Origin of the sequence: Nakamurella sp. A5-74 (assembly GCF_040438885.1) — a bacterium.
Classification (GTDB): Bacteria; Actinomycetota; Actinomycetes; order Mycobacteriales; family Nakamurellaceae; genus Nakamurella.
Genome location: NZ_CP159218.1, coordinates 2,039,818 through 2,061,053, shown reverse-complemented (window position 1 = coordinate 2,061,053; position 21,236 = coordinate 2,039,818). Strand labels below are relative to the sequence as shown.

Below are 21,236 nucleotides of genomic sequence, written 5' to 3'. Positions count from 1 at the left end.
CCCACAGACGCTAGGGGCGAGCACCGACAGCGCAGGGACCTGCGGCGCTGGCGTGTCGGCAGGTAGGGTTCACGCTCGTTCGACTGACCGGATGCGGTAGCCGTCCGCCGACCTGACGAGCTCGATGATCGAGGTCGCCGCGGCCCGCGGCGACGTCCGACCCACCGTGCCGCCGCCGCCGCCGTCGGTGACCGGGTAGGACGGCAGTTCATCCACCACCCTGACCCTGACGGTCTGCGCGCCGGAATCCGGCATCAACTGCACCTCGCGCACCCGGTGACGGGCGTCGCCCACCCGCCACCCCCGGTCCTGCAGACGGCGAATGGTCGCCCGATCCGCCGTCAGTGCCGATGAGTTCCCTGCATAGACCGTCCCGAGCAGCGCCGGATCCCTGGTGATCAGCGCCCGCGCACGGCGGCCGTCGAGTGCGGTGACGACTGACGCCCAGGACTCCTGCGACGCGATCGAGGGGTGCGGTTCGGTCGGGGGGCGCGGTGCGCTCGTCGGACGAGCCGTGCCAGGTGCGGACGAGGCACCACGATCGGTCGGCACCGCAGGCGTCGGCACCGTATCCGCGGGCGGCTTCACGGCCGGCGCCACGGAGCTCGACGGCGCTGCGGATGACGGCGTCGCGGATGACGGCGCGGTGGATGACGGCGCGGTGGAGCGCCCAGAGCTGCTCCTCGACCCGGTGGCCGTCGATGCCGGCTGCTCGGACGCCGGCGCCGCCGCCGAGGAGCGCCCCCAGGACAACCCGCCGTAGATCGCGGCGGCGCAGATCAGGGCTGCGGCCACCACTCCCGTCGCGGCCCGCCACCAGCGCGACCTGGACGAAGGGTCCCGCGGGCGGCCGTCCGACCGGACGGCGACCTCTTCGGCGGCCGGCCCGCCGGCCGCCAACAGCCGCCGAATTCGTTGCAGTGCAACGGGTGCATCCACGTCGTCGGCGTCCTCGGACATCGCTGGGGGGATCTCGGCGCGGCGCCGCACCGTGGCAGCGACGGGAGCCCTGTGCGCCCCGGCCTCCTCGCTGCCGTCGACCGATGGACGCGGAACGACGCCGTCGACAGCGCCGCCCAGGGCGAAGATCGGCAGCGGCTCCGGCTCGCCCGAGCGAGCGAGCTCGATCCGCAGTGCTGCCGCACCTGGCCGATGCGCCGGCAGGTCGGACAACGCTGCGCGCAGTGCAGCGAGGAACCGAGGTGGTCCGGCCGCATCGCCGGGATCGGGCCACTGTCCGACCGTCGACTGGACCACCACGTCCCGCAGGTCGGTGGCGTTCCAGGCTGGGCGACCGGTCACGCACCACAAACCGATCGCCGCAAGGGCGAAGACATCGGACGACGGCTGCGCGATCCCGCCTCTGGCCACTTCCGGTGCGACGCAGCCGGGCGTCCCGACGATCGGCCGGTCACCGTCCAGAACCAGACGTCCCGCGCCGAGGTCGGCCACCAGTGGACGCCCGTCGGCGGTCAGCAGGATGTTCGCCGGCGACAGGTCGCCGTGGACGACACCTCGTTCGTGAGCAACTGCGAGGACGTCCGCGACCGGTATGAGCACGGTGAGCGTCTCCGCAACGGTCAGCGTCGCTCTTCGCGCCAGGAGATCGGCCAACGAGCCGCCCGCGGCCCACGGCAGGACCAGAGCGACGCGATCACCCTCGCAGACCACCGATCGTGCGCCCAGCAGGTGGGGGTGATCGATCCTGGCCGCCAAGGCCAACTCGCGGCGCGCGGCATCCATCGCCTTGTCCGAGGGCAGAGCGAGGACCTTCAGCGCGACCCTGGCGCCATCGGGTGCGGCCGCCAGCCACACCTCACCGTGTGCACCGCCGCCGAGCCGACGGATACCGCGGAACGCTCCCATGTCCATGCCCGCGACGGTAGGACGAGCCGGGATCAGCCGTCCCGAGTTGTCCACAACGCACCGACGCGCATCCGGTCATCCACACTGTGGTCGATCCCGCCGGCAGGTCGGGCCCTGATCAGGCAGTGACCGGACGCGGGAACGGCAGGTGCGCCGGTAGCGGCCGATCGGCGGGCAGTGACGAGGCGGCCCGGTGTCCGACGAGCGAGAGGAACAGTTCCCACGTCGAGCCCGCCGTGCCCGCGGCCAGGGTCACCCCGCCGGCCCCGCTTCCCCGCTGCGATTCACCGCGATCGGTGAACTCGGCGACACACTCGTGTCCGATCCGGAGATCCATCGCGATCTGGGACTCGTCGAGAACCTCGGCCCTCGCCTGACGGAAGCGTCGCGTTTCCGCCTCGATGCCCTTGTCCCACATCAGGGCGATGGCGAGAGCGACCAACGGACCGTCCCAGGAGCCCATGTCCGGGAGGTTGGCCTCGGCCCGTCGGAGAGTCCACATCCGGATCGCCTGTCGTCCACGTCCGTCGATCACGGCTGCGGGCGCGGACTCGACCGAAGGGGCAGATCCGGGTACGGGTTGCTCCTGCGTCACTCGATTTCCTTCCCTGTAGACCTCGGGCGTCTGTTGTCCGACAACTACGCCGTTCGAACAGCTCTGACGCCGCACGATCTCGCTTTGGTAACTTTTTACGTCACTTGATCGCTGCCCGCAACAGCTTCACACCATCGGGGCCCCTTCTTTCACCCTTTGGAGTGACGGATCCCGGCCGGTGCCTGCGACTCGCTGTTGTCGAGGAGGAGGGCGGCGGAGGCGTACGAGATAGAGCGTGGTGAGGAATTCACCCGGTCGGCCGCTCCCGACCACGGTGGGACAGATCCGTGGCCACCTCGTCCAGGCTCAGACCGAGCGCCCGGGTGACGGCCGCGACCGCCGCGAACGACGGGGTGGCGATCCGGCCCGTCTCGATCTTGCGCAGGGTTTCCGGCGAGATGCCTGCGGCCACTGCGACCTCTGCCAGTGCCCGGGCACCCCGGGCCTCGCGGAGCGTCGAACCCAGCCGTCGGCCGTACTCGCGCTGTTCGGGAGTGAGGGGTTCGCGGACCATCCTGGTATTGTAATACCATCGACGTCGTCCGCTACCGACCTGCGCACTCCGGTCCGCCGAGCGTCGCGCGATCGCCGGACGAACGTCCAGCAGAACCCCGAGGAGAGAAGTCCATGCTGATGCGAGAACGCGTCGAACTGCGTACCCCGTCGGAGATCGATGCGATGGCGGCGGCGGGTTCGGTGGTGGCCGAGTGCCTGCGGCGCTGCCGAGAGGTTGCCGCTGCCGAGCTCGCCGGCGGTATCACCCCGCGTCTGCTGGATGACGTTGCTGCGCAGGTGATCTCGGACCGCGGAGCCGAGTCCTGCTACATCGGATATCACCCGCAGTGGGCCCCCTCCCCCTACCCTGCCGTCACCTGCATCAGCATCAACGACGTGGTCGTGCACGCGATCCCGAACGAGGTCCGGCTGGTGCCGGGAGACCTGGTTTCGGTGGACATCGCAGTGCTGGTCGACGGGTGGGCTGCGGACGCCGCGATCTCCTTCCACGTCGGTGACGGTGATCCGGCGGAGATCGAGATGATCGCCGCGGCCGGCCGGTCGCTCGACGCAGGCATCGAGAACATGCGCAGGGGTCTCAAGCTCGGCGATGTCTCGCACGCTATCGGCACCACTGCGAAGGCCGGTGGATACGGGCTGCTGGCCGACCACGGTGGCCACGGCATCGGGCGCTCCATGCATGCAGCTCCACACGTCGCCAACGAAGGTCGCCCGCACCGCGGGCTCCCGCTGAAGACCGGTCTGGTACTGGCCCTGGAGCCGATGCTGCAGCTGGGTGGCCGCGACGGCTACCGACACCTGGAGGACGGCTGGGGCATCGCCACCGCCGACGGCAGCCGCGCCTGCCACGTGGAGCACACGGTGGCCGTCACCGATGACGGTCCGCGGATCCTGACCGTCGAGTAGGGCGCAGCCGCCGCGGGCCGTGACGACAGGCCCCGCCCGGTGAGCGGTCACCGGGCGGGGCGTGTCGTTGTCGTTGCGCAGCAGGCGATCCGGATCAGCCGGTGACTGTGAGCGCCACGTCGTCGAGCAGGAAAGAGGTCGCGGCGCTGCGGTCCTCGGTCCCGGTGAACTTCACCGTCGTCGAGCCGGACAACCCGGTCAGGGAGAGGCTGCGCTGGACGTAGCCGGTCCCCTTGTTGACGTTCGACCAGGTGGCCTTCGTAGTGCCGTTGACGGCGACGGTCAGCGTGTCGTACGCGGTGCCGGTGCCCTCGTCGGAGTCGATCCACAGGTAGTACGTCAGCGTGGCCTTGCTGCAGCCGGCCGGGATGGTGACGGTCTGCGAGAGGGTGTCGGTGTGGCTGCTGCCGTAGCCGTCCAGCCAGGCCATCCAGCTGCCGCCATGCGCAGCGGCGCTGCTGTCGTTGGTGATCGCGCCGGTGCTGGCCGTCCAGGTGACGTTGCCGGACTCGAAGCCGGCATTGCCCAGCTTCTGCCCGGAGCAGCTACCGCCACCCCCCGAGGTGGACACCGTCCAGGAGAAGGTGGTGGTACCGGTGGTACCGCCGGCGTCCGTCGCCTTGGCCGTCACCGAGGAGGTGCCGCCCGACGTCGGCGTTCCGGTGATCTTGCCCGCCGCGTAAATGCTCAGGCCGGCCGGCAGCCCGGTCGCCGACCACGTGTACGGGCTGGTGCCACCGCCGGCGGCCAGCTGCACCGACACCGCAGCACCCACGGTGCTGCTCTGGCTGCCGGGCGAGGTCACCGTCACGGTGGTGCCGGAGCCGCACGTCGGCTCACCACTCTGCGCCGGAACGCTGACCGCGGTCCAGGCCGCCTTGACGGCGTTGAACTCGGTGCAGCTGCCCGGGTACAGGTTCTTGGCCGCCGTCAGCGTCCAGGCGCGGTACTTGAGATAGCTGGCCGACGAGGTCTTGGTCAGCATGGCGTTGTACATGATGGTGATGGCCTTCTGGATCCCGATGCCGCCCACCGTGCTGCCGTTGCAGGTGGGCGAAGTGGGCTGCCCGTCCGTCGGGTTGGTGCCCTCGGCGAGCAGGTAGAACCAGTGGTTGCCGGGGCCGGCAGCGGCGTGCACCTCGTCCGTCGGGGTGGAGCTGGAATAGCAGTCGTCGTCACCGACGGTCGACGGCTTGTACATCACCCGGATCGGTCCCTGGCCGACCAGGTTGACCTCCTCACCGACCGTGTAGTCGGGGGTGTCGTTGGGTGCCGCCTCGTTCGCATACCACTCGGTCGCGGCGCCGAACGTGTCGGCGACGAACTCCTGGGTGCCGTTGGAAGAGATGCCGCCCGGGGTGTTGTCGTCGATGGCGTGGCCGAACTCGTGCGCGACGACGTCGATCGAGCCGATCCAGTTGCCGGACTGGCTGTGACCGACCTGGACCTGGGTGCCGTCGTAGTAGGCGTTGATGTCGTTGAGCCCGACGCGGATCGGGTACCCGCCGCCGCTTCCGGTGAACCCGTTGCGTCCCAACCACGATCCGAGCATCTTCCACTCGGTCTGGGCGGCGAACAACGCGTCGACACAGCCCGTCTCACGATTGCTGGCGACGCCGTTGCCCCATGCATCGTCGGTGCCGGAGAAGACCGTGTTGTTCGCGGCGTCCTGGCACGACAGGTTGGTCCGCGAGGAGTCCTTCATCGTGAAGGTCGTTCCGGAATTGGTGGTGTCGATCTGGACGGGACCGTTGTAGGCACTGGATCCGCTGCCGTGCAACACCTTCTCCTGTTGGTGCAGCACCGCGCCGGTGGCCGCGTCGACGTAGACCGCGAGCTTGGACGGGCCCTCGGAGGTGGTCCCGACGACCTCGGACTCCCAGGCGAGCTTCGCCGTGGAGCCGGCGAGGACCACCAGCCTCGGGGCGGCCGCCTCGGCCGGTCGCGCGAGGGACTCGACCTTCATCCGGCCCTGTGACACGACCGAAGCCCGCGCAGCGGAGATCCGCGGCGACAGCGAGAGTGTGCCGATCGGCGCACTCTGCGCGACCTGCAGTCCGAGGACGACGCCGGCGGCATCGGTGGTGACGACGAAGTCGCCGCCGACGACCGGCAGCCCGCGGTGGGTGCGCTGGTACGGGTAGTAGTGCAACCCGTTGCCGCCGACGACTACTGCCTGCGGCACGAGCGCGTCGCCGGCGCTGCGGTGGTAGGCCGTCGGATGCGCCGCCAAGTAGGCATCCACCGCGGCATTCGACGCCGCAGACAGCGAACCTGACGTCGCGGCAGGTGCGGCGACACTCGAGGTACCGGCGGCGATCGCCGAGGGAGCTCCCACCAGCGAATTGCCGAGGGCGAGCGCGGAGACGGCCGCCACGGCGATCACGGTCCTGGGGACTGATCTCTTCATGCAGGTTTCCTTTCGGTCCACCCTCGCCTGGTGGGCGTGAGCAGAGGTCCCGGTGCCGCTGTTCGGCCGCGGTCGACGGGCGAAGCGTCGCTCTCGGAAGTTGCCAGAGTCAACAAAATGACAGAGCTCGGAGAAAGTTCGTGACTTACTGCCAAGTAACCACGGTCGACCTGCAACAACACTCGCCAAGACGGCACCTCGATCACCCAGGGCAACCGTTCCGGGCGGCCGCGTCATCCCCCGGAGTCGGTGCCGGCGACCATATGGGTGCACGATCCGTCCCGCGCGCGGCGACAGTCCGATCCCCTGGCACGCCGGATGCGGCAGACGGGTGGCAGGCGACCCGGTGACGGAGCAGCAGGAGCGGCCGGCATCTGCGCGAGATCGGACGACCGGCAACCTCGGCCTACGCTGGTGGCATGCGTCTGAACACCTTGTTCCCACCGGAATCCGCTGCTCCCGGCTCCGCTGCGACTGCCTCCGTCGGGGACGATCGGCAGCTCCGGGTCATCGAGGCCGGAACGGTCGATTACGAACAGGCCTGGGCGTGGCAGCAGCGGTTGTCCGCCGCGCGGCTGGACGGCACCGGAGGAGACACCGTGCTGCTGCTGCAGCACCCGCCCGTCTACACGGCCGGCAAACGGACCCGGCCTGCCGACCGTCCGACGGACGGCAGCCCGGTGATCGACGTCGACCGCGGGGGGCGGATCACCTGGCACGGGCCGGGCCAGCTGGTCGGCTATCCGATCGTGGCGCTGGCCCAGCCGATCGACGTGGTCGCCTACGTCCGCATCCTCGAGGAAGTGCTGATCGCAACCTGTGCATCGCTCGGCCTGACCACCGGACGGGTCGACGGGCGCAGCGGGGTCTGGGTCGCGGCCGACCCGCAGACCGGCCGGCCGGAGCGCAAGATCGCGGCGATCGGCGTCCGGATCGCCCGGGGCATCACCCAGCACGGCTTCGCCCTCAACTGCAACCCCGACCTGACCGCGTACGACCGGATCGTCCCGTGCGGCATCGAGGATGCCGGCGTGACCTCGTTGACGTCGGAACTGGGCCGGCAGCTGACGGTCGAGGAGACAACGCCGATCCTGACGCCGCTGCTACGAGCGGCGCTCGACGGAAAGCTCCCGATCGTGGATCACCACCTGCCGACCCCGTCACCCGCCTCGGGCGTCCAGTGGGACCTGCACCCGGCACTGGGCTGAACCGGTCGGTCTGCGTCCACCCGTCTGCGTCAGGCCGTGCGCACCAGATCGTCGTCGCTCGCCGCCAACCGGCCGATCTGTGTCACGCTCCACGGGCTGAAGGCGAACGGAGCGTTGGCGACGGCAGCGACGAGTCGACTCCACGGCACCCAGGTCCACTGCACGACCTCGGAATCGTCCGGCCGCGGGTCCTGCAGCGGCTCCGGGAGCATGCCGACGAACACCGGACAGATCTCGTTCTCCATGACTCCCCCGGCGTCCCTGGCCAGGTAGGCGAACTCCGGCAGGACGCAGCGCAGCTCGCCGATCTCCAGCCCCAGCTCGGCACGCGTTCGTCGGCGCACCCCGTCGGCCGGTGCCTCGCCCGGACGCTGGTGGCCGCAACAGCTGTTGGTCCACACCCCCGGCCAGGTCGCCTTCGACAGCGCCCGCCGGGTCATCAGCACGTTGCCGGCGCCGTCGAACAGGTACACCGAGAACGCCAGGTGCAGCGGCGTGTCAGCGGTGTGCACCCGAGACTTCCATTCGGTGCCGATCGTGGTTCCGGCCGGGTCGACCAGCACCACGACATCGTCGTCCTGGCCGTCGTGCATGGGTCTCCTCTGCCGCCGTCGGGCGCCCGGCGGCGGGGCCACTCCGTCCACGGTAGCCATCGAGGTCCCTGCCGATGATGTCATCGCGCCACCCCCGTCCGCTGCCGCTCATGCCCGCCGGGGAGGTGCCCGTGGCGGCGTGGAATGCTGGTGCGAGCGCTTGAACGTTGCGCCGTTCGGGTAGGGAACGGCGAACCGTCGCACCCGGCTGACTGCTGCGACGGCATGATTGACCCATGACCCCGGACCGGGGACCGAGAACGCAAGGAGTGGCCATGAGCAACGCGACCTGGACCCAGGATCTGAAGGACAAGGCCGAGGAGGCCGCGGAGAAGGTCGGGCACACCGCAAGCGCCGCCGCGTCCACGGCCGCCGAGAAGGTCAGCGAGCTCGCCGGGAGCGCCGTCTCCTCCGCCACTCCGCTGGTGGGACGGATCTCCGAGTCCCTGGGTGAGAAGGCCGAGAAGGTCGGCGGCGCGCTCAGCGAACGCGCCGAGGTGCTGGGGCGCGGGGCACGCAAGGCCGCCGCCAAGGCACGCAAGCGCGCGGAGAAGCAGGCTCGCTCGACCGGGAAGTCCGTTCGGAAGACGGCAGTCGCCCGATCGCACGAGCTCGAGAAGCGCGCCCACACCCTGGCCGGGGAGGTCGGCGCGAAGGCCACCGGCGTCGCCGCCGACGTCCGCGAGCGAGCCGGCCGTCAGGCCGCAAAACGGGCAGCCGCCCTGGCCGCGCAGGCCGCCGTCGCAGTCCGCCAGGCCGAGAAGTCCGGTTCCAGGGGTCTGTCCAAGGCTGCGGCGCGGACGGAGGAGGCCGCCAAGAAGGCCCAAAAGAAGGCGGAGAAGGCTGCCGGTGTGAAGCGTCACCCGATGCGCAAGCTCTTCCTGTTCGGTCTGCTCACCGCAGTCGGGGTCGCAATCGTCAAGTTCGTCCGCTCCCCCGGTCAGGCGACTCCGCCGGCCACCACATCAGCACCCACGTCGCCGGCGCCGAAGGCGCACCAGGCAGCGGAGACGGTTACGGACAAGGCCGAGGGGTTCGCCGACAAGGCCAAGGATGCGGCAGACAAGCTCGCCGACAAGGCCGAGGAACTCAAGGACAAACTCGCGGACGTCGCCGAGGACCTGAAGGACAAGGCACAGGACAAGGCTCGAGAATTCACGGACACCGCAGCCGACCTCACGGACAAGGCACAGGACAGCGCAGCCGACCTCGCCGACAAGGCGCAGGGCAAGGCGGCCGACCTCACGGACAAGGCCAAGGACGTCACCGGCGATGTCAGGTCGAAGTCCGGCGAGGAGACCGCGACCGGCGGCGACACCTTGGCTCAGAATGCCATCAAGTCCAACATCGCCGAAGTGGCCGGCAAGGACGACGCGGCCGCAGACGACTCCGCCCCGAAGGACATCACCGAGGACTACTTCTCCAGCGGCGAGCCGGTACGGGACTACGGACCCGACAGCCGGCGCGCGATCGAGGGCCAGGATGCTCCCGAGGGCTTCCCGGTCAAGGCCAGCGAGGACTCCAAGCTCTACCACGTGCCGGGATCGGCCTTCTACACCCGCTCGGTCGCCGAGGTCTGGTTCGCCGACGCGAAAGCCGCCGAGAAGGCCGGCTTCCAGCTGCCTCCGAGCCAGCGCAAGGGCGGCGCCAAATGAGCTGTGGTACCCCGCTTTCGTCCGGCGGGCCCGACGTCGTCGGTCCCTCCGGACGCAAGCTGCTGCGACTGGAGGTCCGCAACGCCTCGGTGCCGATCGAGAAGAAGCCCGAGTGGATCAAGACCAAGATGCGCACCGGACCTGAGTTCGTCGGTCTGCAGGCCCTGGTCAAGCGCGAAGGTCTGCACACCGTCTGCCAGGAGGCCGGCTGCCCCAACATCTACGAGTGCTGGGAAGACCGTGAGGCCACCTTCCTCATCGGTGGCGACCAGTGCACCCGGCGCTGCGACTTCTGCCTGATCGACACCGGCAAACCCGGCGAGCTCGACCGCGACGAGCCGCGCCGCGTCGCGGAGTCGATCGCGACGATGGATCTGCGGTACGCCACGATCACCGGCGTCACCCGCGACGATCTGGACGACGAGGGCGCTTGGTTGTACGCCGAGACCGTCCGCAAGGTGCACGAGCTCGCCGGCGGTACCGGGGTGGAGATCCTGACCCCAGACTTCTCCGGCAAACCCGAACTGCTGCAACAGGTCTTCGACGCACAGCCCGAGGTGTTCGCGCACAACCTGGAGACCGTGCCGCGGATCTTCAAGCGGATCCGACCGGCATTCGCCTACGACCGGAGCCTCGACGTGCTGAGCCAGTCGCGGGCCGCCGGGATGATCACCAAGTCCAATCTGATCCTCGGCATGGGCGAGACCCGCGAGGAGATCAGCCAGGCGCTACGCGACATGCACGACGCCGGTTGCGACCTGGTGACCATCACGCAGTACCTGCGTCCGACCCCGCGGCATCACCCGATCGAGCGCTGGGTCAAGCCGCAGGAGTTCGTCGAGCTGCACACCGAGGCCACCGAGATCGGCTTCGCCGGCGTCATGTCAGGTCCGTTGGTGCGGTCCTCGTACCGGGCGGGGACGCTCTACCGCCAGGGCATGGCTGCCCAGGGCCGCACGGTCCCTGAGACGCTGCACGTGTCGGACGCCCGTCAGCAGCAGTCCGTCGAGCAGGCCTCTGCCTGAGGTGGACAGAGCAGCGCTGATCGCCGAGTTCGAGGGCGATCCGTTCATCGAGTGTGAGATCCGTCCGGGCGCCGCCGTGCACTCTTCCGGCCGGTGGCGGTTGGCGCAGCGGGTCGGCCACCTGCGTGGTGCCGGCTGGGTGCTGCTCGACGCGGAGGGCACCCCGTTCGGCCCGACCACCGCGAGTCCGAGCGACCTCGCGCAGGCCGAGTCACTGATCCGCCGCCCCGATGTTCTCCGTGGTCCGGTGACGACCGACCGCGGAGTGTGGGACGCTCTCGCCCCGCGCTTCCCCGACACGGAGCGAGGCGGCGAGTGGGACTGGATGTGGACGGGGGACGCGCCCGTCGACCACCCGCAGGAAGCCCATCTCGTCGAGCTCGACGACTGTGACGACGCCGCCGAGTTGGAAGCGTTGAACCGGGCCGACAGCCCGACCGCCGAGAGCCAACCGGGGACCGGGCTCACCGAGCTCTGGATCGGCGCCAGGGTGCCCGGACCGTCAGGGCCGCGCATCGTCGCGGCCGGGGCGCTGCACCGAACACCCAGCGGTGCACCACATCTCGCCGGAATCGTCACCGCGAGCACCGCGCGTGGTCAGGGCTGGGGGACCGCAGTCGTGCGCGCACTGACCCGCCGCGCACTGGTTCGTCCCGGACCCGTCACCGGAATCTGCACGCTCGGGATGTACGCCGGCAACGACAGTGCCCGCAGGCTCTACCACGGGCTGGGCTTCATCACCTCCCGGACGTTCGCCAGTCATCGGCCCGCCTGAGGCTGCGGTCCCGGCGGCGCTGCCGTCCGGCGCATTCCCGATCGTCCGGCGCATTCCCGACTGTCCGGCGCATTCCCGACTGTCCGGCGCATCCCCGACTGTCCGGCGCATCCTTGATCGTCCGGCGCATCCCCGACTGTCTGGCGCATCCTTGATCGTCCGGCGCATTCCCGATTGTCGGCCGGCACCCTGTGAAACGTTTCGGACGACGAACCAGCATGCGCCCCGACAGGACAGCAGGCGCCGACGGGCGGACACTCCTCTGCCCGCGTGGACCCGACGGTCCTGCGGCTACCGTCGACCACATGCGCAGCATCTTCGAACCCCTGCGAACGAGTTGGGAATCACTCCTGGGCAGTGTGCACGTCTACGCGTTGCCCGGCTGGGACCGCACCGTCGTCGCACCGTGGCAGGACGCGATCGCGGCCACCGAGGTGTGCAAGGTCCAGCCCCTGGAGTTCCTGCACGCGACGATCGCCAGGACCCCGCTGTTCCTGCCGGCAGCACAGCGCATGCCGAAGTCATCACAGGACGGAACGCGGGCTGCCCTGCCGCAGGAGCTCGCGCACTTCTCCGCCGCGCTCGATCACATCGCCGGTGCGCGACCGGCGTTCGAGGTGCCGCTGGGTCGACCCGAGATCATGACGACCGCGGTCTGCGCCGCCGGCGAGCAGACCCAGCAGTGGCAGACCCTCGTGACCGAGGTCCGCGCAGCGATCAGCCAGGCCTTCCCGGACCGTCCCACGCCGCCGGGACCCTTCGGGCCGCACGTGTCGCTGGGGTACGCCCGGCTCGCGGCCGACGACGCACCGCTGTGTGCCGCCTACGGTGTGCTCGCTGCGACGCCCTGGTCGGCGACCCTGCGCGTCGGCGCCCTGCATCTGCTCTCGGTGGATGCGAATGAGGACGCGGGCACCTTCACCTGGTCGACGTTGTCCGTCCATCCCCTGAACTGAGCGCACCCGCCCGGCACATTCCGGTGCGCCGCGCATTCCTGGTCGGTGCCGCGCATGCCCGTGTGTCGGCTCCGAGCCGTTCGTGGGTCACAGACGGCAATCCAGCATGCGCCACGCACACCGGCATGCGCCGGGCCCGACCAGCAAGCGCCGCGGTGGTGACGGCGCCCGCACACCGACGGCGGCAGGCAGCAGTGGTGCGGGGCACTATCCTGATCGGTATGGCGAAGTCTGCTCCCGATGGCCCCGTGACCAAGGACGAGAAGAAGGCGCTGAAGGCTGCCCAGAAGGTGGCGAAGAAGGACCGTCGCAGTCAGATGTGGCAGGCCTTCAACATGCAGCGCAAGGAGGACAAGCGCCTCATCCCGTACATGCTGCTGGCCCTGCTGGGCACCGCCGCGGTCATCGTCGGGCTGGGACTGCTCGTCAGCATTCCCTGGTACTTCGCGCTGCCCTTCGGCCTGATCCTCGGCGTGATGATCGCCATGCTGTTGTTCGCGCGGCGGGTCCAGTCGAACGTGTACACCAAGGCTGAGGGACAGCCGGGTGCTGCTGCCTGGTCGCTGCAGAACAATCTGCGTGGCAAGTGGCGGATCACCCCGGCGGTGGCCGGGACGGCGCAGCTGGACGCCGTACACCGGGTGATCGGTCGGCCGGGCGTCGTGCTGATCGCCGAAGGCGCCCCGCACCGCGTGAAACCGCTGCTGGCGCAGGAGAAGAAGCGGATCGCCCGCATCATAGGCGACACCCCGATCTATGACTTCATCGTCGGTACCGAGGACGGTCAGTTGCCGTTGCGCAAGCTCAACTCGTCGCTGCTCAAGTTGCCCCGCAACATCTCCCCCAAGGCCGTCGAGGAACTCGACACCCGGCTCACGGCGCTCAAGGGCCGGTCCCCGCAGGCCGGGTTGCCGAAGGGCCCGCTGCCGGCCGGCGCGAAGATGCGCAACGTCCAACGCGCCACCCGCAAGCGCGGCTGACGCAGGCGGAGTTCGCCGCAGAGGCGATTTCTCAGCGCGACAGGATGACGATCGTGCGGCAGAGCCGATCGTGCAGACCGCGACCGTCGGCATCGACGATCACGGTCGGGATGAGCACGAACGTGAGTGCGGCCCGCGGGATCGCCCACAGACCGACCAGAGCCCTGCCGTCGACCCTCGCCACTCGGACACCGACGATCGCATGACCGGGCGTCGAGCCGATCACTCCGACGAAGACGACCGTCATGATCGCCCAGACGATGACCTCCAGCGTCTGTGACGGCAGCTGCGGGCGGGTGAACAGCAGCGCGATCAGGAACGTCACCAGCAGATCGAGCAGAAATCCGCTGACCCGACGGCCGGTGGAAGCGACGCTGCCCACCCCCGACTCCGGTAGCGCGAACCGCTCACCCGGGTAGCCGTCGGACTCAGCAGCTCCATGCGCGCGGGTGCTCACGTTGCCAGTCTACGAACCGGGGGTCGGGTCGATCGACGGCTGTTAACCCTTCGTCGCTCGTCGCAACGCTGCGCCCCGCGATCGGACGCGCGGCGAGCAGTGACGTCGGCGGCGTCCGGTGGCGTCGAGCGTGACCGCACCGTGCCCGGGTCACCCTGACGTGTGTGCGCGTAACGCTGCTGAAACACTGACGACGTCCATGGGCAACACCTCGTTCCTACCGTCGGTGGGGTCGGTGTCGCGCCCGCGATCCCCCTCGACCGGTACGCCCGCTGTGCCCGAGCCAACATTCCGCGATAGGAGCGATGCACTCGTGTTCTCCACGAACGAAGAAGTCGTGAAGTTCATCGCAGAGAACGATGTCGAGGTCTTCGACATCCGATTCTGCGATCTTCCCGGCGTCATGCAGCACCTGACGGTTCCAGCCAAGACCGTCAGTGTCGAATCGCTGGAGGCCGGGATGGCTTTCGACGGCTCCTCGGTCCGCGGCTTCCAGGCGATCAACGAGTCGGACATGCTGCTCCTGCCGGATGCAGCCACCGCCCGGATCGACCCGTTCCGTCGCCGCAAGACCATGACGATGAACTTCTTCGTCCACGACCCGCTGACCCTGCAGCCGTACTCGCGGGATCCCCGGAACATCGCGCGCAAGGCCGAGCAGTACCTGGCCACCACCGGGATCGCCGACACCTGCTTCTTCGGACCCGAGGCGGAGTTCTACGTCTTCGACGACGTCAAGTTCACCTCGTCCATGAACGAGACCAGCTACTCGGTCGACTCGGTGTCCGGCTGGTGGAACACCGGCCGCAGCGAGGAGGGCGGCAACCTCGGCTACAAGGTGCGGCCCAAGGGCGGGTACTTCCCGGTGCCGCCGTACGACCACTACGCCGATCTCCGCGAGGACATGACGGCGAACCTGCTCGGTGCCGGCTTCGAGGTCGAGCGCGGTCACCACGAGGTGGGCACCGGCGGTCAGCAGGAGATCAACTACAAGTTCAACACGCTGCTGCACGCGGCGGACGACCTGATGCTGTTCAAGTACATCATCAAGAACACCGCCTACGAGGCGGGCAAGTCGGCGACGTTCATGCCCAAGCCGCTGTTCGGTGACAACGGCTCCGGTATGCACGCCCACCAGTCGCTGTGGAAGGACGGCCAGCCGCTGTTCCACGACGAGGCCGGCTACGGCGGGCTGTCGGACATGGCGCGGCACTACATCGGCGGCATCCTGCACCATGCGCCGTCGCTGTTGGCCTTCACCAACCCGACGGTGAACTCCTACCACCGTCTGGTCCCTGGCTACGAGGCGCCGGTCAACCTGGTGTACTCCTCGCGCAATCGCTCGGCCTGCATCCGGATCCCGATCTCGGGTTCCAACCCCAAGGCCAAGCGGATCGAGTTCCGCTGCCCCGATGCATCAGCGAACCCGTACCTGGCATTCGCCGCGATGATGATGGCCGGTCTGGACGGCGTGAAGAACCGTATCGAGCCGCCGGCACCGGTCGACAAGGACCTCTACGAGCTGCCGCCGGACGAGGCCGCCAACATCCCGCAGGTCCCGGCCTCGCTGCCGGCCGTGATGGACCGCCTCGAGGTCGACCACGACTACCTGCTCGAGGGTGGCGTGTTCACCTCCGACCTGATCGAGACCTGGATCAAGATCAAGCGGGAACACGAGATCGACCCGATCCGGCTGCGTCCGCACCCCTACGAGTTCGCGCTGTACTACGACCTCTGATTCGAGGCGCGGCTGCTGTCACACCTGGACAGCAGCCGCACCCGGTCGTCACCGCAGCCCCGGATCCGTTGCTCGTCAACGGATCCGGGGCTGCTGTGCGTCCGGAGCCGCAATCGTGGCAGACGCCGTGCGGAGCTCTCCCCCGCAGCCACCGCTCGTGCACGGATGGGCGACAATGGACGGATGGCCACTTTCGCAGTGCTCTACGACTACTCCCCCGACAGCGCGGACGCCCGCGACGAGTACCGCCCCGCGCACCGGGAGTTCCTCGCCGGACTGCAGGAGCGGGGGTTGATCGTGCTCCGTGGTCCGTACTCCGACGACGCACCGGCGGGCGCCCTGCTCATCGGTCGGGCGGACACTGCCCAGGAGTTGGAGCGCGCTCTGGACGACGACCCGTTCTGGCTGCAGCACCTCATCGCACTGCGGACCGTTCGCGAGTGGGCGGTGCTGTCGCCGTCGGTGCTCGACTGATTGCTCCCACGGCGCCGATGATCCGAGACCTGGTCGATGCTCTTCCGGGGTCTCGACTCCTCGTCGCTCGACCACCGGAGACTGTGCTCCTCGTCGCCCCGGTCCTTCCCCATCCGGTGACGACACGCGGCCGGATCCCTGGTACGGACCGCTTCACCAGACCCTGGTGGATGCCATGGATTGACCTCAACCGCGGATGAGCGCCTAGCGTCGGCAGGTCACTTTCGAACAGGAGCCACCATGAGCATGCATGCCGCCGCGCAGAGCGCGATGTACTCCGCGATGCGTGACGCTCCGGATCGGCGGCCGTTCTCCCGGGAGACGCTCCGCCGGATCTTCTCCTTCGCCGCTCCGCACCGACGACGGCTGGTGATGTTCCTGATCGCGAGCGTCGCCACGGCGGCGGTGTCGGTGGCGACCCCGGTACTGGCCGGTCAGGTCGTCAACGCCATCACCAACTCCCGACCGGTCAGCACGGTGGTGTGGTTGGCAGTGCTGATCGCGGTGATCGCGGTGGCCGAGTCGGCGCTGGGTCTGTTCACCCGGTGGCTGTCGGCACGGATCGGTGAGGGGCTGATCTACCACCTGCGGACCGCGGTCTTCGACCACGTGCAGCGGATGCCGGTGGCGTTCTTCCTGCGCACCAGGACGGGCGCTCTGGTGAGCCGGTTGAACAACGACGTCATCGGCGCCCAGCGAGCGTTCAGCGGCACCCTGTCCGGGGTCGTCGCGAACCTGGTGACGTTGACCCTGACGCTGGTCGTGATGCTGCAGATCTCCTGGCAGATCACCCTTCTCAGCCTGGTGCTGCTGCCGGTGTTCGTCATCCCGGCCCGCCGTACCGGTGTCAGGTTGGCGCGCCTGTCGCGCGAGGCGGCCGACCACAACGCCGTGATGACGACCCGGATGACGGAACGCTTCTCCGCACCCGGGGCGACCCTGGTGAAGCTGTTCGGCCGCCCCGCAGAGGAATCCGCGGAGTTCGCCGGCCGGGCTGGGCGGGTCCGCGACATCGGCATCAGGACCGCGATGCTGCAAGCGGTGTTCCTGAACTCACTCACGCTGGTCTCGGCGCTGGCGCTCGCGCTGGTCTACGGGCTCGGCGGCGCGTTGGCGATCGGCGGCACTCTGGATGCTGGTGCGGTGGTCTCGCTGGCCCTGTTGCTGACCCGGCTCTACGCCCCGCTCACCGCACTGGCCGGAGCCAGGGTCGACGTGATGAGCGCTCTGGTGAGCTTCGAACGGGTCTTCGAGGTGCTCGACCTGAGGCCCCTGATCACCGACCGTCCGGATGCTCGGACGGTGCCGGCAGGTCCGCTCATCCTGGAGTTCGACAACGTGGCCTTCGGTTATCCCGCCGCCACCGATGTTTCGCTGGCCTCCCTCGAGGAGGTCGCCGTGCTGGACTCGCGCGGCGGTGTCGAGGTGCTGCACGGCATCTCGTTCCGGGCCGAGCCCGGCCGGATGATCGCGCTGGTCGGCACTTCCGGCGCGGGCAAGTCGACGATCGCCCAACTGACGGCCCGGCTGTATGACGTCAACTCCGGTGCCGTCAGCCTCGGCGGTGTCGACATCCGCGACCTCACCGCCGATTCGATCAGGGCCGCAGTCGGGATGGTGACCCAGGACGGCCACCTGTTCCACGAGACGATCGGCGAGAACCTGCGGCTGGCCGCTCCGGACGCGAGCGATGACGACCTCTGGGAAGCGTTGCGGCGAGCCAGGTTGGAGCCGCTGGTGCGGTCGCTCGACGACGGCCTGGACACGCTGGTCGGCGAACGCGGCTACCGACTCTCCGGGGGTGAGCGCCAGCGGCTGACGATCGCCCGATTGCTGCTGGCCCAGCCGCGGGTCGTCATCCTCGACGAGGCGACGGCGTCGCTCGACTCGACGTCGGAGGCCGCGGTCCAGGCCGCGCTGGCCGAGGCGCTGATCGGCCGGACGTCACTGGTGATCGCGCACCGCCTCTCCACCGTGCGCGCCGCCGACGAGATTCTGGTGCTGGAGGACGGCCGGATCGTCGAGCGCGGAACGCACCCGGAACTCCTGGCCGCCGGCGGACGCTACGCCGAGCTGTACCACACCCAGTTCGACGACGAGACCGCTGACGCCGCAACGGATCTCACGCCGACGGGCAGCTGACAGCTCGCGAACCTTGTCGCTGGTGACACGAGCATCCGCTGGCGAGAAGGACGTCCATCTAGCCAGCAACAGCGCGTATCGCCAGCGACAACCGGCTGCCTGCAACGAATCTCACGCTGATGGGTCGGTGACCACCCCGAGGAACAACGGTGCGCCGGTGGTGCTCTCGGAGATCCAGAACAGGAACGGCCGGTCGACGACGAGTTCGAGCTGCGGCATCGGGGCTGACGACTCGAGTATGGCCATTCCGGCGGCTGCGGCCGCCTCGGTGCCCTTCTCGTCGACCTTCACCACCGCCTGGTGCAGGAACTCGGAGGCAACCAGGTCTCCGGGACTGCCGGCGATCCCCGAGAGGTCGGCGCTGCCGAAGATGTCCTCGATCCCGAGCGAGATGGCAATCTCCTTCGCCGGCGCGATGGTCTTCAAGTCCAGTAGCGGCATGGTCAGCTGCACGGACGTTCTGGTCGCGGCGGCCTGTCGCATGAGCGTGCTGTCCAGAGCGGTGAGCACTGCATCGAAACGGCCCGCGTCGGGTACCAGCACCGTCATCGCCGCGCCGCCGCCGCGGTAGGGAATGGTGGCCGCCGTCCAGCCGTCGCCCGAGGCCCCGCGGACCGGTGAGGCGCTGCGCATCATCTCCGGTTGGATCCGGGCGCCCGCGTCGGTGACGAAGCTGATCTTCCCGACCCGCGAGAGTGGCTGCGGCCACGCGGCTTTCAGGTACAGGGCGTTCACCAGCACGACGACTGTCGAGGGATCGATCGAGCCCGGCGGGAACAGCTCGGGGATCAGGTCGTTCGTCCGCTGCGCCACCCACGCGTTCAGCGCCGTCCGCATGCCTTCCGGATCCCCGGCGAAGTCGGCGGCCACCGCCTCGACGCCGAACTGGACAGCCAGTGCGTCCAGGTACTCCTGGTGCACCGGATAGCCATTCTGCACCCAGGTCTGGTTGGCCGTGTTGATGACGATCGGGTCGTCGCCCTCCTGGGCCGACTTCTCGGCGGCGGCGATCGCAGCCGCCACGCCTGCGTCCACTGCACTGATCACCGCACCCTGGGCCTCGACGCCCGCGCTGTGCAGCGCTGCGTCGATCTGCCTGGCCGTCGCGCCCTTCGCCCCGGCCCGAGCCATCGCCAGGACTGTGAACAGCGAGTACGGGCTGATCGCGGTGTTCACTGCGGTCGGGTCCAGGCGGCGAGCTTCGCGCAGGAAATCGGCGCCGAAGTCTGCGAGCGCCTTCCTGGCGGCACCCGGCGTACCGGGAGCCCGGCGCGATCCGCTGCCGCGCAACGGTTGTGGGGCACCAACCGGGCCTGGGGACGGCGTCGAAGACGCGGGAGACGGCAATGGTCCGACAGCGGCTGTGGGTTCGGTCGGGGTACTGGTCGGCGACGTACCCGGATCGGATGCCGGACCCGAGGTACCGCACGCGGTGGCAAGGGTGCCCGTAGCGGCAGCGGTGGCGATGAGCAGGAACCGGCGGCGGGTCAGGGCGGCGGCGATGTCGCGGGTCGTCATACCGGCAGGACGGGTCGGCGCGGAATCCGGTTGCACCGGAGAGCCCGGGGGGTACGCCAGCGCCCCGCAGCCACCCATCGATTCGGCACGAATGCGTGCTGGATTGCACGATTCGGCGTAATAACGCCGAACCGATGGGTGGGTTCAGGGGGTCGTCGCAACACGGCTGCTGAGGGTGGCTTGTGAAGGCGATCGAGGAAGCGGTTCGGGTGCGGGCGTTGGCGTTGTTGGCCGAGGGTGTGTCGTGCATGGAGGCGGCGCGCCGGGTCGGTGTGGCTCGCACTTCGGTGCAGTTGTGGGCGAAGGTCGCGGGTATGACTTTCGTGCGAGGTCGGGTCGGCGGGCTGGTGTCGTGTCTGGTCACAGATCGGGATGAGGGGTTCCTGGACTGCAACGGCCGGTTGACGTACCAGGGCCGCATGTTGATCGCAGTGCGATGGCGGGACGGGTGTTCACAGGCGCGGATCGCCGCGGAGTTGAGGGTCCATCGCTCCACGGTGAAACGAGAGATCGATGCCCGCACCGTTGATGGCCGGTATTTGGCTGCGGCGGCGCAGGTGCACGCCGACAAGGCCCGCCGACGTCCCAAACCGGCGAAGTTGCGGCCCGGGACGTGGCTTCGAGACGTGGTGCGGGAGGGGCTGGATCGCAAGTTTTCCCCGCAGCAGATCAGTTGTCGGCTGCGGATGGACTTCCCCGAAGACCACGATGTGCACGTGAGCCACGAGACGATCTACCAGGCGCTGTACGTGCAGGGGGCCGGTGCGCTGCGGCATGAGTTGACGGTGGAGAAGGCGTTACGGCAGGGCCGCACCACCAGGTTGCCCCGCTCGAAGCTGCCGGCGCGGGGCAAGCGGACCTGGATCGGTGATGCGAAGATCACGGCCCGACCCGCCGAGGCCGCCGACCGAGCGGTACCCGGACACTGGGAAGGCGATCTGGTCATCGGCGGCAAGGACGGCCTGAGCTCGGCGCTGATCACCCTGGTGGAACGCACCACCCGGTATTTGCTGATCGAGCGGATCACCGTCCATGACAGCGCGACCGTCACCGATCGGCTCACCGCGATGATCGGCCGGCTCCCGACATCGATCTGGCGTTCCCTGACCTGGGATCAAGGCATCGAGATGCGCGAGCACGCGAAGTTCACGGTCGCGACGGGTTGCCCGGTGTACTTCTGTGATCCCCACTCGCCGTGGCAGCGACCGACCAACGAGAACAGCAACGGCCTGATCCGGGACTTCTTCCCCAAAGGCACCGACTTCAACGACGTCACCGACGCGCAGGTCGCCGAGGCAGAGCGACTGCTCAACATCCGCCCACGCAAAGTCCTTGGATACGCCACCCCGTCTGAGAAACTGCTCGAACTACTGGACGTTGCGACGACCGGTTGAATCCGCCATGCCGGGCAACCGGTTTCAG

General features: G+C 69.0%; 18 protein-coding genes. 11 read left to right on the top strand and 7 right to left on the bottom strand.

Going from position 1 to position 21,236, the window contains the following annotated elements; all coding sequences use genetic code 11:
- Nucleotides 1–69 precede the first annotated feature (69 nt).
- The 3 genes from ABLG96_RS09465 to ABLG96_RS09455 all read right to left on the bottom strand — a co-directional run bounded on the left by ABLG96_RS09465 (nucleotide 70) and on the right by ABLG96_RS09455 (nucleotide 2,975).
- Nucleotides 70–1,872 carry a protein kinase gene (locus ABLG96_RS09465; RefSeq protein ID WP_353651085.1) on the bottom strand — a complete coding sequence of 601 codons (1,803 nt, stop codon included), beginning with the start codon at nucleotides 1,870–1,872 and terminating at the stop codon, nucleotides 70–72.
- A 112-nt stretch (nucleotides 1,873–1,984) separates the two neighbouring features.
- Nucleotides 1,985–2,461: a hypothetical protein gene (locus ABLG96_RS09460; protein ID WP_353651084.1), complete on the bottom strand. Its 477-nt coding sequence runs from the start codon at nucleotides 2,459–2,461 to the stop codon at nucleotides 1,985–1,987.
- A 247-nt stretch (nucleotides 2,462–2,708) separates the two neighbouring features.
- Nucleotides 2,709–2,975: a helix-turn-helix transcriptional regulator gene (locus ABLG96_RS09455; protein WP_353651083.1), complete on the bottom strand. Its 267-nt coding sequence runs from the start codon at nucleotides 2,973–2,975 to the stop codon at nucleotides 2,709–2,711.
- Nucleotides 2,976–3,088: 113 nt separating this feature from the next.
- Here ABLG96_RS09455 and map point away from each other — a divergent pair, with 113 nt between their 5' ends.
- Nucleotides 3,089–3,883, top strand: a complete 795-nt coding sequence (gene map / locus ABLG96_RS09450) for a type I methionyl aminopeptidase (protein WP_353651082.1) — start codon at nucleotides 3,089–3,091, stop codon at nucleotides 3,881–3,883.
- A 94-nt stretch (nucleotides 3,884–3,977) separates the two neighbouring features.
- On the opposite strand, the gene ABLG96_RS09445 is transcribed toward map, so the two are convergent.
- Complete coding sequence (locus tag ABLG96_RS09445; RefSeq protein WP_353651081.1) at nucleotides 3,978–6,293, bottom strand: M4 family metallopeptidase; 2,316 nt, start codon at nucleotides 6,291–6,293, stop codon at nucleotides 3,978–3,980.
- Nucleotides 6,294–6,712: 419 nt separating this feature from the next.
- On the opposite strand from ABLG96_RS09445, the gene lipB reads away from it, so the two are divergent.
- The gene (gene lipB, locus ABLG96_RS09440) at nucleotides 6,713–7,501 is read left to right on the top strand and encodes a lipoyl(octanoyl) transferase LipB (RefSeq protein WP_353651080.1); all 789 of its coding nucleotides are present in this window, start codon (nucleotides 6,713–6,715) and stop codon (nucleotides 7,499–7,501) included.
- Nucleotides 7,502–7,530: 29 nt separating this feature from the next.
- Here the strand turns inward: lipB and idi are convergent, their stop codons facing one another.
- Nucleotides 7,531–8,094 carry an isopentenyl-diphosphate Delta-isomerase gene (idi, locus tag ABLG96_RS09435; protein WP_353651079.1) on the bottom strand — a complete coding sequence of 188 codons (564 nt, stop codon included), beginning with the start codon at nucleotides 8,092–8,094 and terminating at the stop codon, nucleotides 7,531–7,533.
- Between the two features lie 275 nt (nucleotides 8,095–8,369).
- Between idi and ABLG96_RS09430 the strand changes: the two genes are divergently transcribed.
- The 5 genes from ABLG96_RS09430 to ABLG96_RS09410 all read left to right on the top strand — a co-directional run bounded on the left by ABLG96_RS09430 (nucleotide 8,370) and on the right by ABLG96_RS09410 (nucleotide 13,485).
- On the top strand, nucleotides 8,370–9,749 hold the full coding sequence (locus ABLG96_RS09430; protein WP_353651078.1) for a hypothetical protein: 1,380 nt from the start codon (nucleotides 8,370–8,372) through the stop codon (nucleotides 9,747–9,749).
- Nucleotides 9,746–10,774: a lipoyl synthase gene (gene lipA / locus ABLG96_RS09425; RefSeq protein WP_353651077.1), complete on the top strand. Its 1,029-nt coding sequence runs from the start codon at nucleotides 9,746–9,748 to the stop codon at nucleotides 10,772–10,774. Before ABLG96_RS09430 ends, lipA begins: the two co-directional genes overlap by 4 nt.
- 1 nt (nucleotide 10,775) lies before the next feature.
- Nucleotides 10,776–11,549 (top strand): GNAT family N-acetyltransferase, encoded by a 774-nt coding sequence (locus ABLG96_RS09420; protein ID WP_353651076.1) that lies wholly within the window; start codon nucleotides 10,776–10,778, stop codon nucleotides 11,547–11,549.
- 305 nt (nucleotides 11,550–11,854) lie between these two features.
- Nucleotides 11,855–12,505 (top strand): 2'-5' RNA ligase family protein, encoded by a 651-nt coding sequence (locus ABLG96_RS09415; RefSeq protein WP_353651075.1) that lies wholly within the window; start codon nucleotides 11,855–11,857, stop codon nucleotides 12,503–12,505.
- Nucleotides 12,506–12,726: 221 nt separating this feature from the next.
- The gene (locus ABLG96_RS09410) at nucleotides 12,727–13,485 is read left to right on the top strand and encodes a DUF4191 domain-containing protein (RefSeq protein ID WP_353651074.1); all 759 of its coding nucleotides are present in this window, start codon (nucleotides 12,727–12,729) and stop codon (nucleotides 13,483–13,485) included.
- 31 nt (nucleotides 13,486–13,516) lie between these two features.
- Here ABLG96_RS09410 and ABLG96_RS09405 read toward each other — a convergent pair whose 3' ends face one another.
- Entirely contained in the window at nucleotides 13,517–13,942 is a 426-nt protein-coding gene (locus tag ABLG96_RS09405; protein WP_353651073.1) for an RDD family protein, read from the bottom strand.
- 313 nt (nucleotides 13,943–14,255) lie between these two features.
- Between ABLG96_RS09405 and glnA the strand changes: the two genes are divergently transcribed.
- The 3 genes from glnA (at nucleotide 14,256) to ABLG96_RS09390 (ending at nucleotide 18,296) form a co-directional block, all read left to right on the top strand.
- Nucleotides 14,256–15,680, top strand: coding sequence for a type I glutamate--ammonia ligase (gene glnA, locus ABLG96_RS09400; RefSeq protein WP_353651072.1), 1,425 nt, complete (start codon nucleotides 14,256–14,258; stop codon nucleotides 15,678–15,680).
- Between the two features lie 183 nt (nucleotides 15,681–15,863).
- On the top strand, nucleotides 15,864–16,154 hold the full coding sequence (locus ABLG96_RS09395) for a YciI family protein (protein WP_353651071.1): 291 nt from the start codon (nucleotides 15,864–15,866) through the stop codon (nucleotides 16,152–16,154).
- Nucleotides 16,155–16,394: 240 nt separating this feature from the next.
- Nucleotides 16,395–18,296, top strand: a complete 1,902-nt coding sequence (locus tag ABLG96_RS09390) for an ABC transporter ATP-binding protein (protein ID WP_353651070.1) — start codon at nucleotides 16,395–16,397, stop codon at nucleotides 18,294–18,296.
- 111 nt (nucleotides 18,297–18,407) lie between these two features.
- On the opposite strand, the gene ABLG96_RS09385 is transcribed toward ABLG96_RS09390, so the two are convergent.
- Complete coding sequence (locus ABLG96_RS09385) at nucleotides 18,408–19,814, bottom strand: serpin family protein (RefSeq protein ID WP_353651069.1); 1,407 nt, start codon at nucleotides 19,812–19,814, stop codon at nucleotides 18,408–18,410.
- Between the two features lie 182 nt (nucleotides 19,815–19,996).
- On the opposite strand from ABLG96_RS09385, the gene ABLG96_RS09380 reads away from it, so the two are divergent.
- Entirely contained in the window at nucleotides 19,997–21,208 is a 1,212-nt protein-coding gene (locus ABLG96_RS09380) for an IS30 family transposase (protein WP_353651068.1), read from the top strand.
- Nucleotides 21,209–21,236: the final 28 nt, after the last annotated feature.

Excerpts from the sequence above, each read along its gene's own strand:
- ABLG96_RS09465 (WP_353651085.1), bottom strand. The coding sequence starts at position 1,872 with ATGGACATGGGAGCGTTCCGCGGTATCCGTCGGCTCGGCGGCGGTGCA.
- ABLG96_RS09455 (WP_353651083.1), bottom strand. The coding sequence starts at position 2,975 with ATGGTCCGCGAACCCCTCACTCCCGAACAGCGCGAGTACGGCCGACGG.
- map (WP_353651082.1), top strand. The coding sequence starts at position 3,089 with ATGCTGATGCGAGAACGCGTCGAACTGCGTACCCCGTCGGAGATCGAT.
- ABLG96_RS09445 (WP_353651081.1), bottom strand. The coding sequence starts at position 6,293 with ATGAAGAGATCAGTCCCCAGGACCGTGATCGCCGTGGCGGCCGTCTCC.
- lipB (WP_353651080.1), top strand. The coding sequence starts at position 6,713 with ATGCGTCTGAACACCTTGTTCCCACCGGAATCCGCTGCTCCCGGCTCC.
- idi (WP_353651079.1), bottom strand. The coding sequence starts at position 8,094 with ATGCACGACGGCCAGGACGACGATGTCGTGGTGCTGGTCGACCCGGCC.
- ABLG96_RS09430 (WP_353651078.1), top strand. The coding sequence starts at position 8,370 with ATGAGCAACGCGACCTGGACCCAGGATCTGAAGGACAAGGCCGAGGAG.
- lipA (WP_353651077.1), top strand. The coding sequence starts at position 9,746 with ATGAGCTGTGGTACCCCGCTTTCGTCCGGCGGGCCCGACGTCGTCGGT.
- ABLG96_RS09415 (WP_353651075.1), top strand. The coding sequence starts at position 11,855 with ATGCGCAGCATCTTCGAACCCCTGCGAACGAGTTGGGAATCACTCCTG.
- ABLG96_RS09410 (WP_353651074.1), top strand. The coding sequence starts at position 12,727 with ATGGCGAAGTCTGCTCCCGATGGCCCCGTGACCAAGGACGAGAAGAAG.
- ABLG96_RS09395 (WP_353651071.1), top strand. The coding sequence starts at position 15,864 with ATGGCCACTTTCGCAGTGCTCTACGACTACTCCCCCGACAGCGCGGAC.
- ABLG96_RS09390 (WP_353651070.1), top strand. The coding sequence starts at position 16,395 with ATGAGCATGCATGCCGCCGCGCAGAGCGCGATGTACTCCGCGATGCGT.
- ABLG96_RS09385 (WP_353651069.1), bottom strand. The coding sequence starts at position 19,814 with ATGACGACCCGCGACATCGCCGCCGCCCTGACCCGCCGCCGGTTCCTG.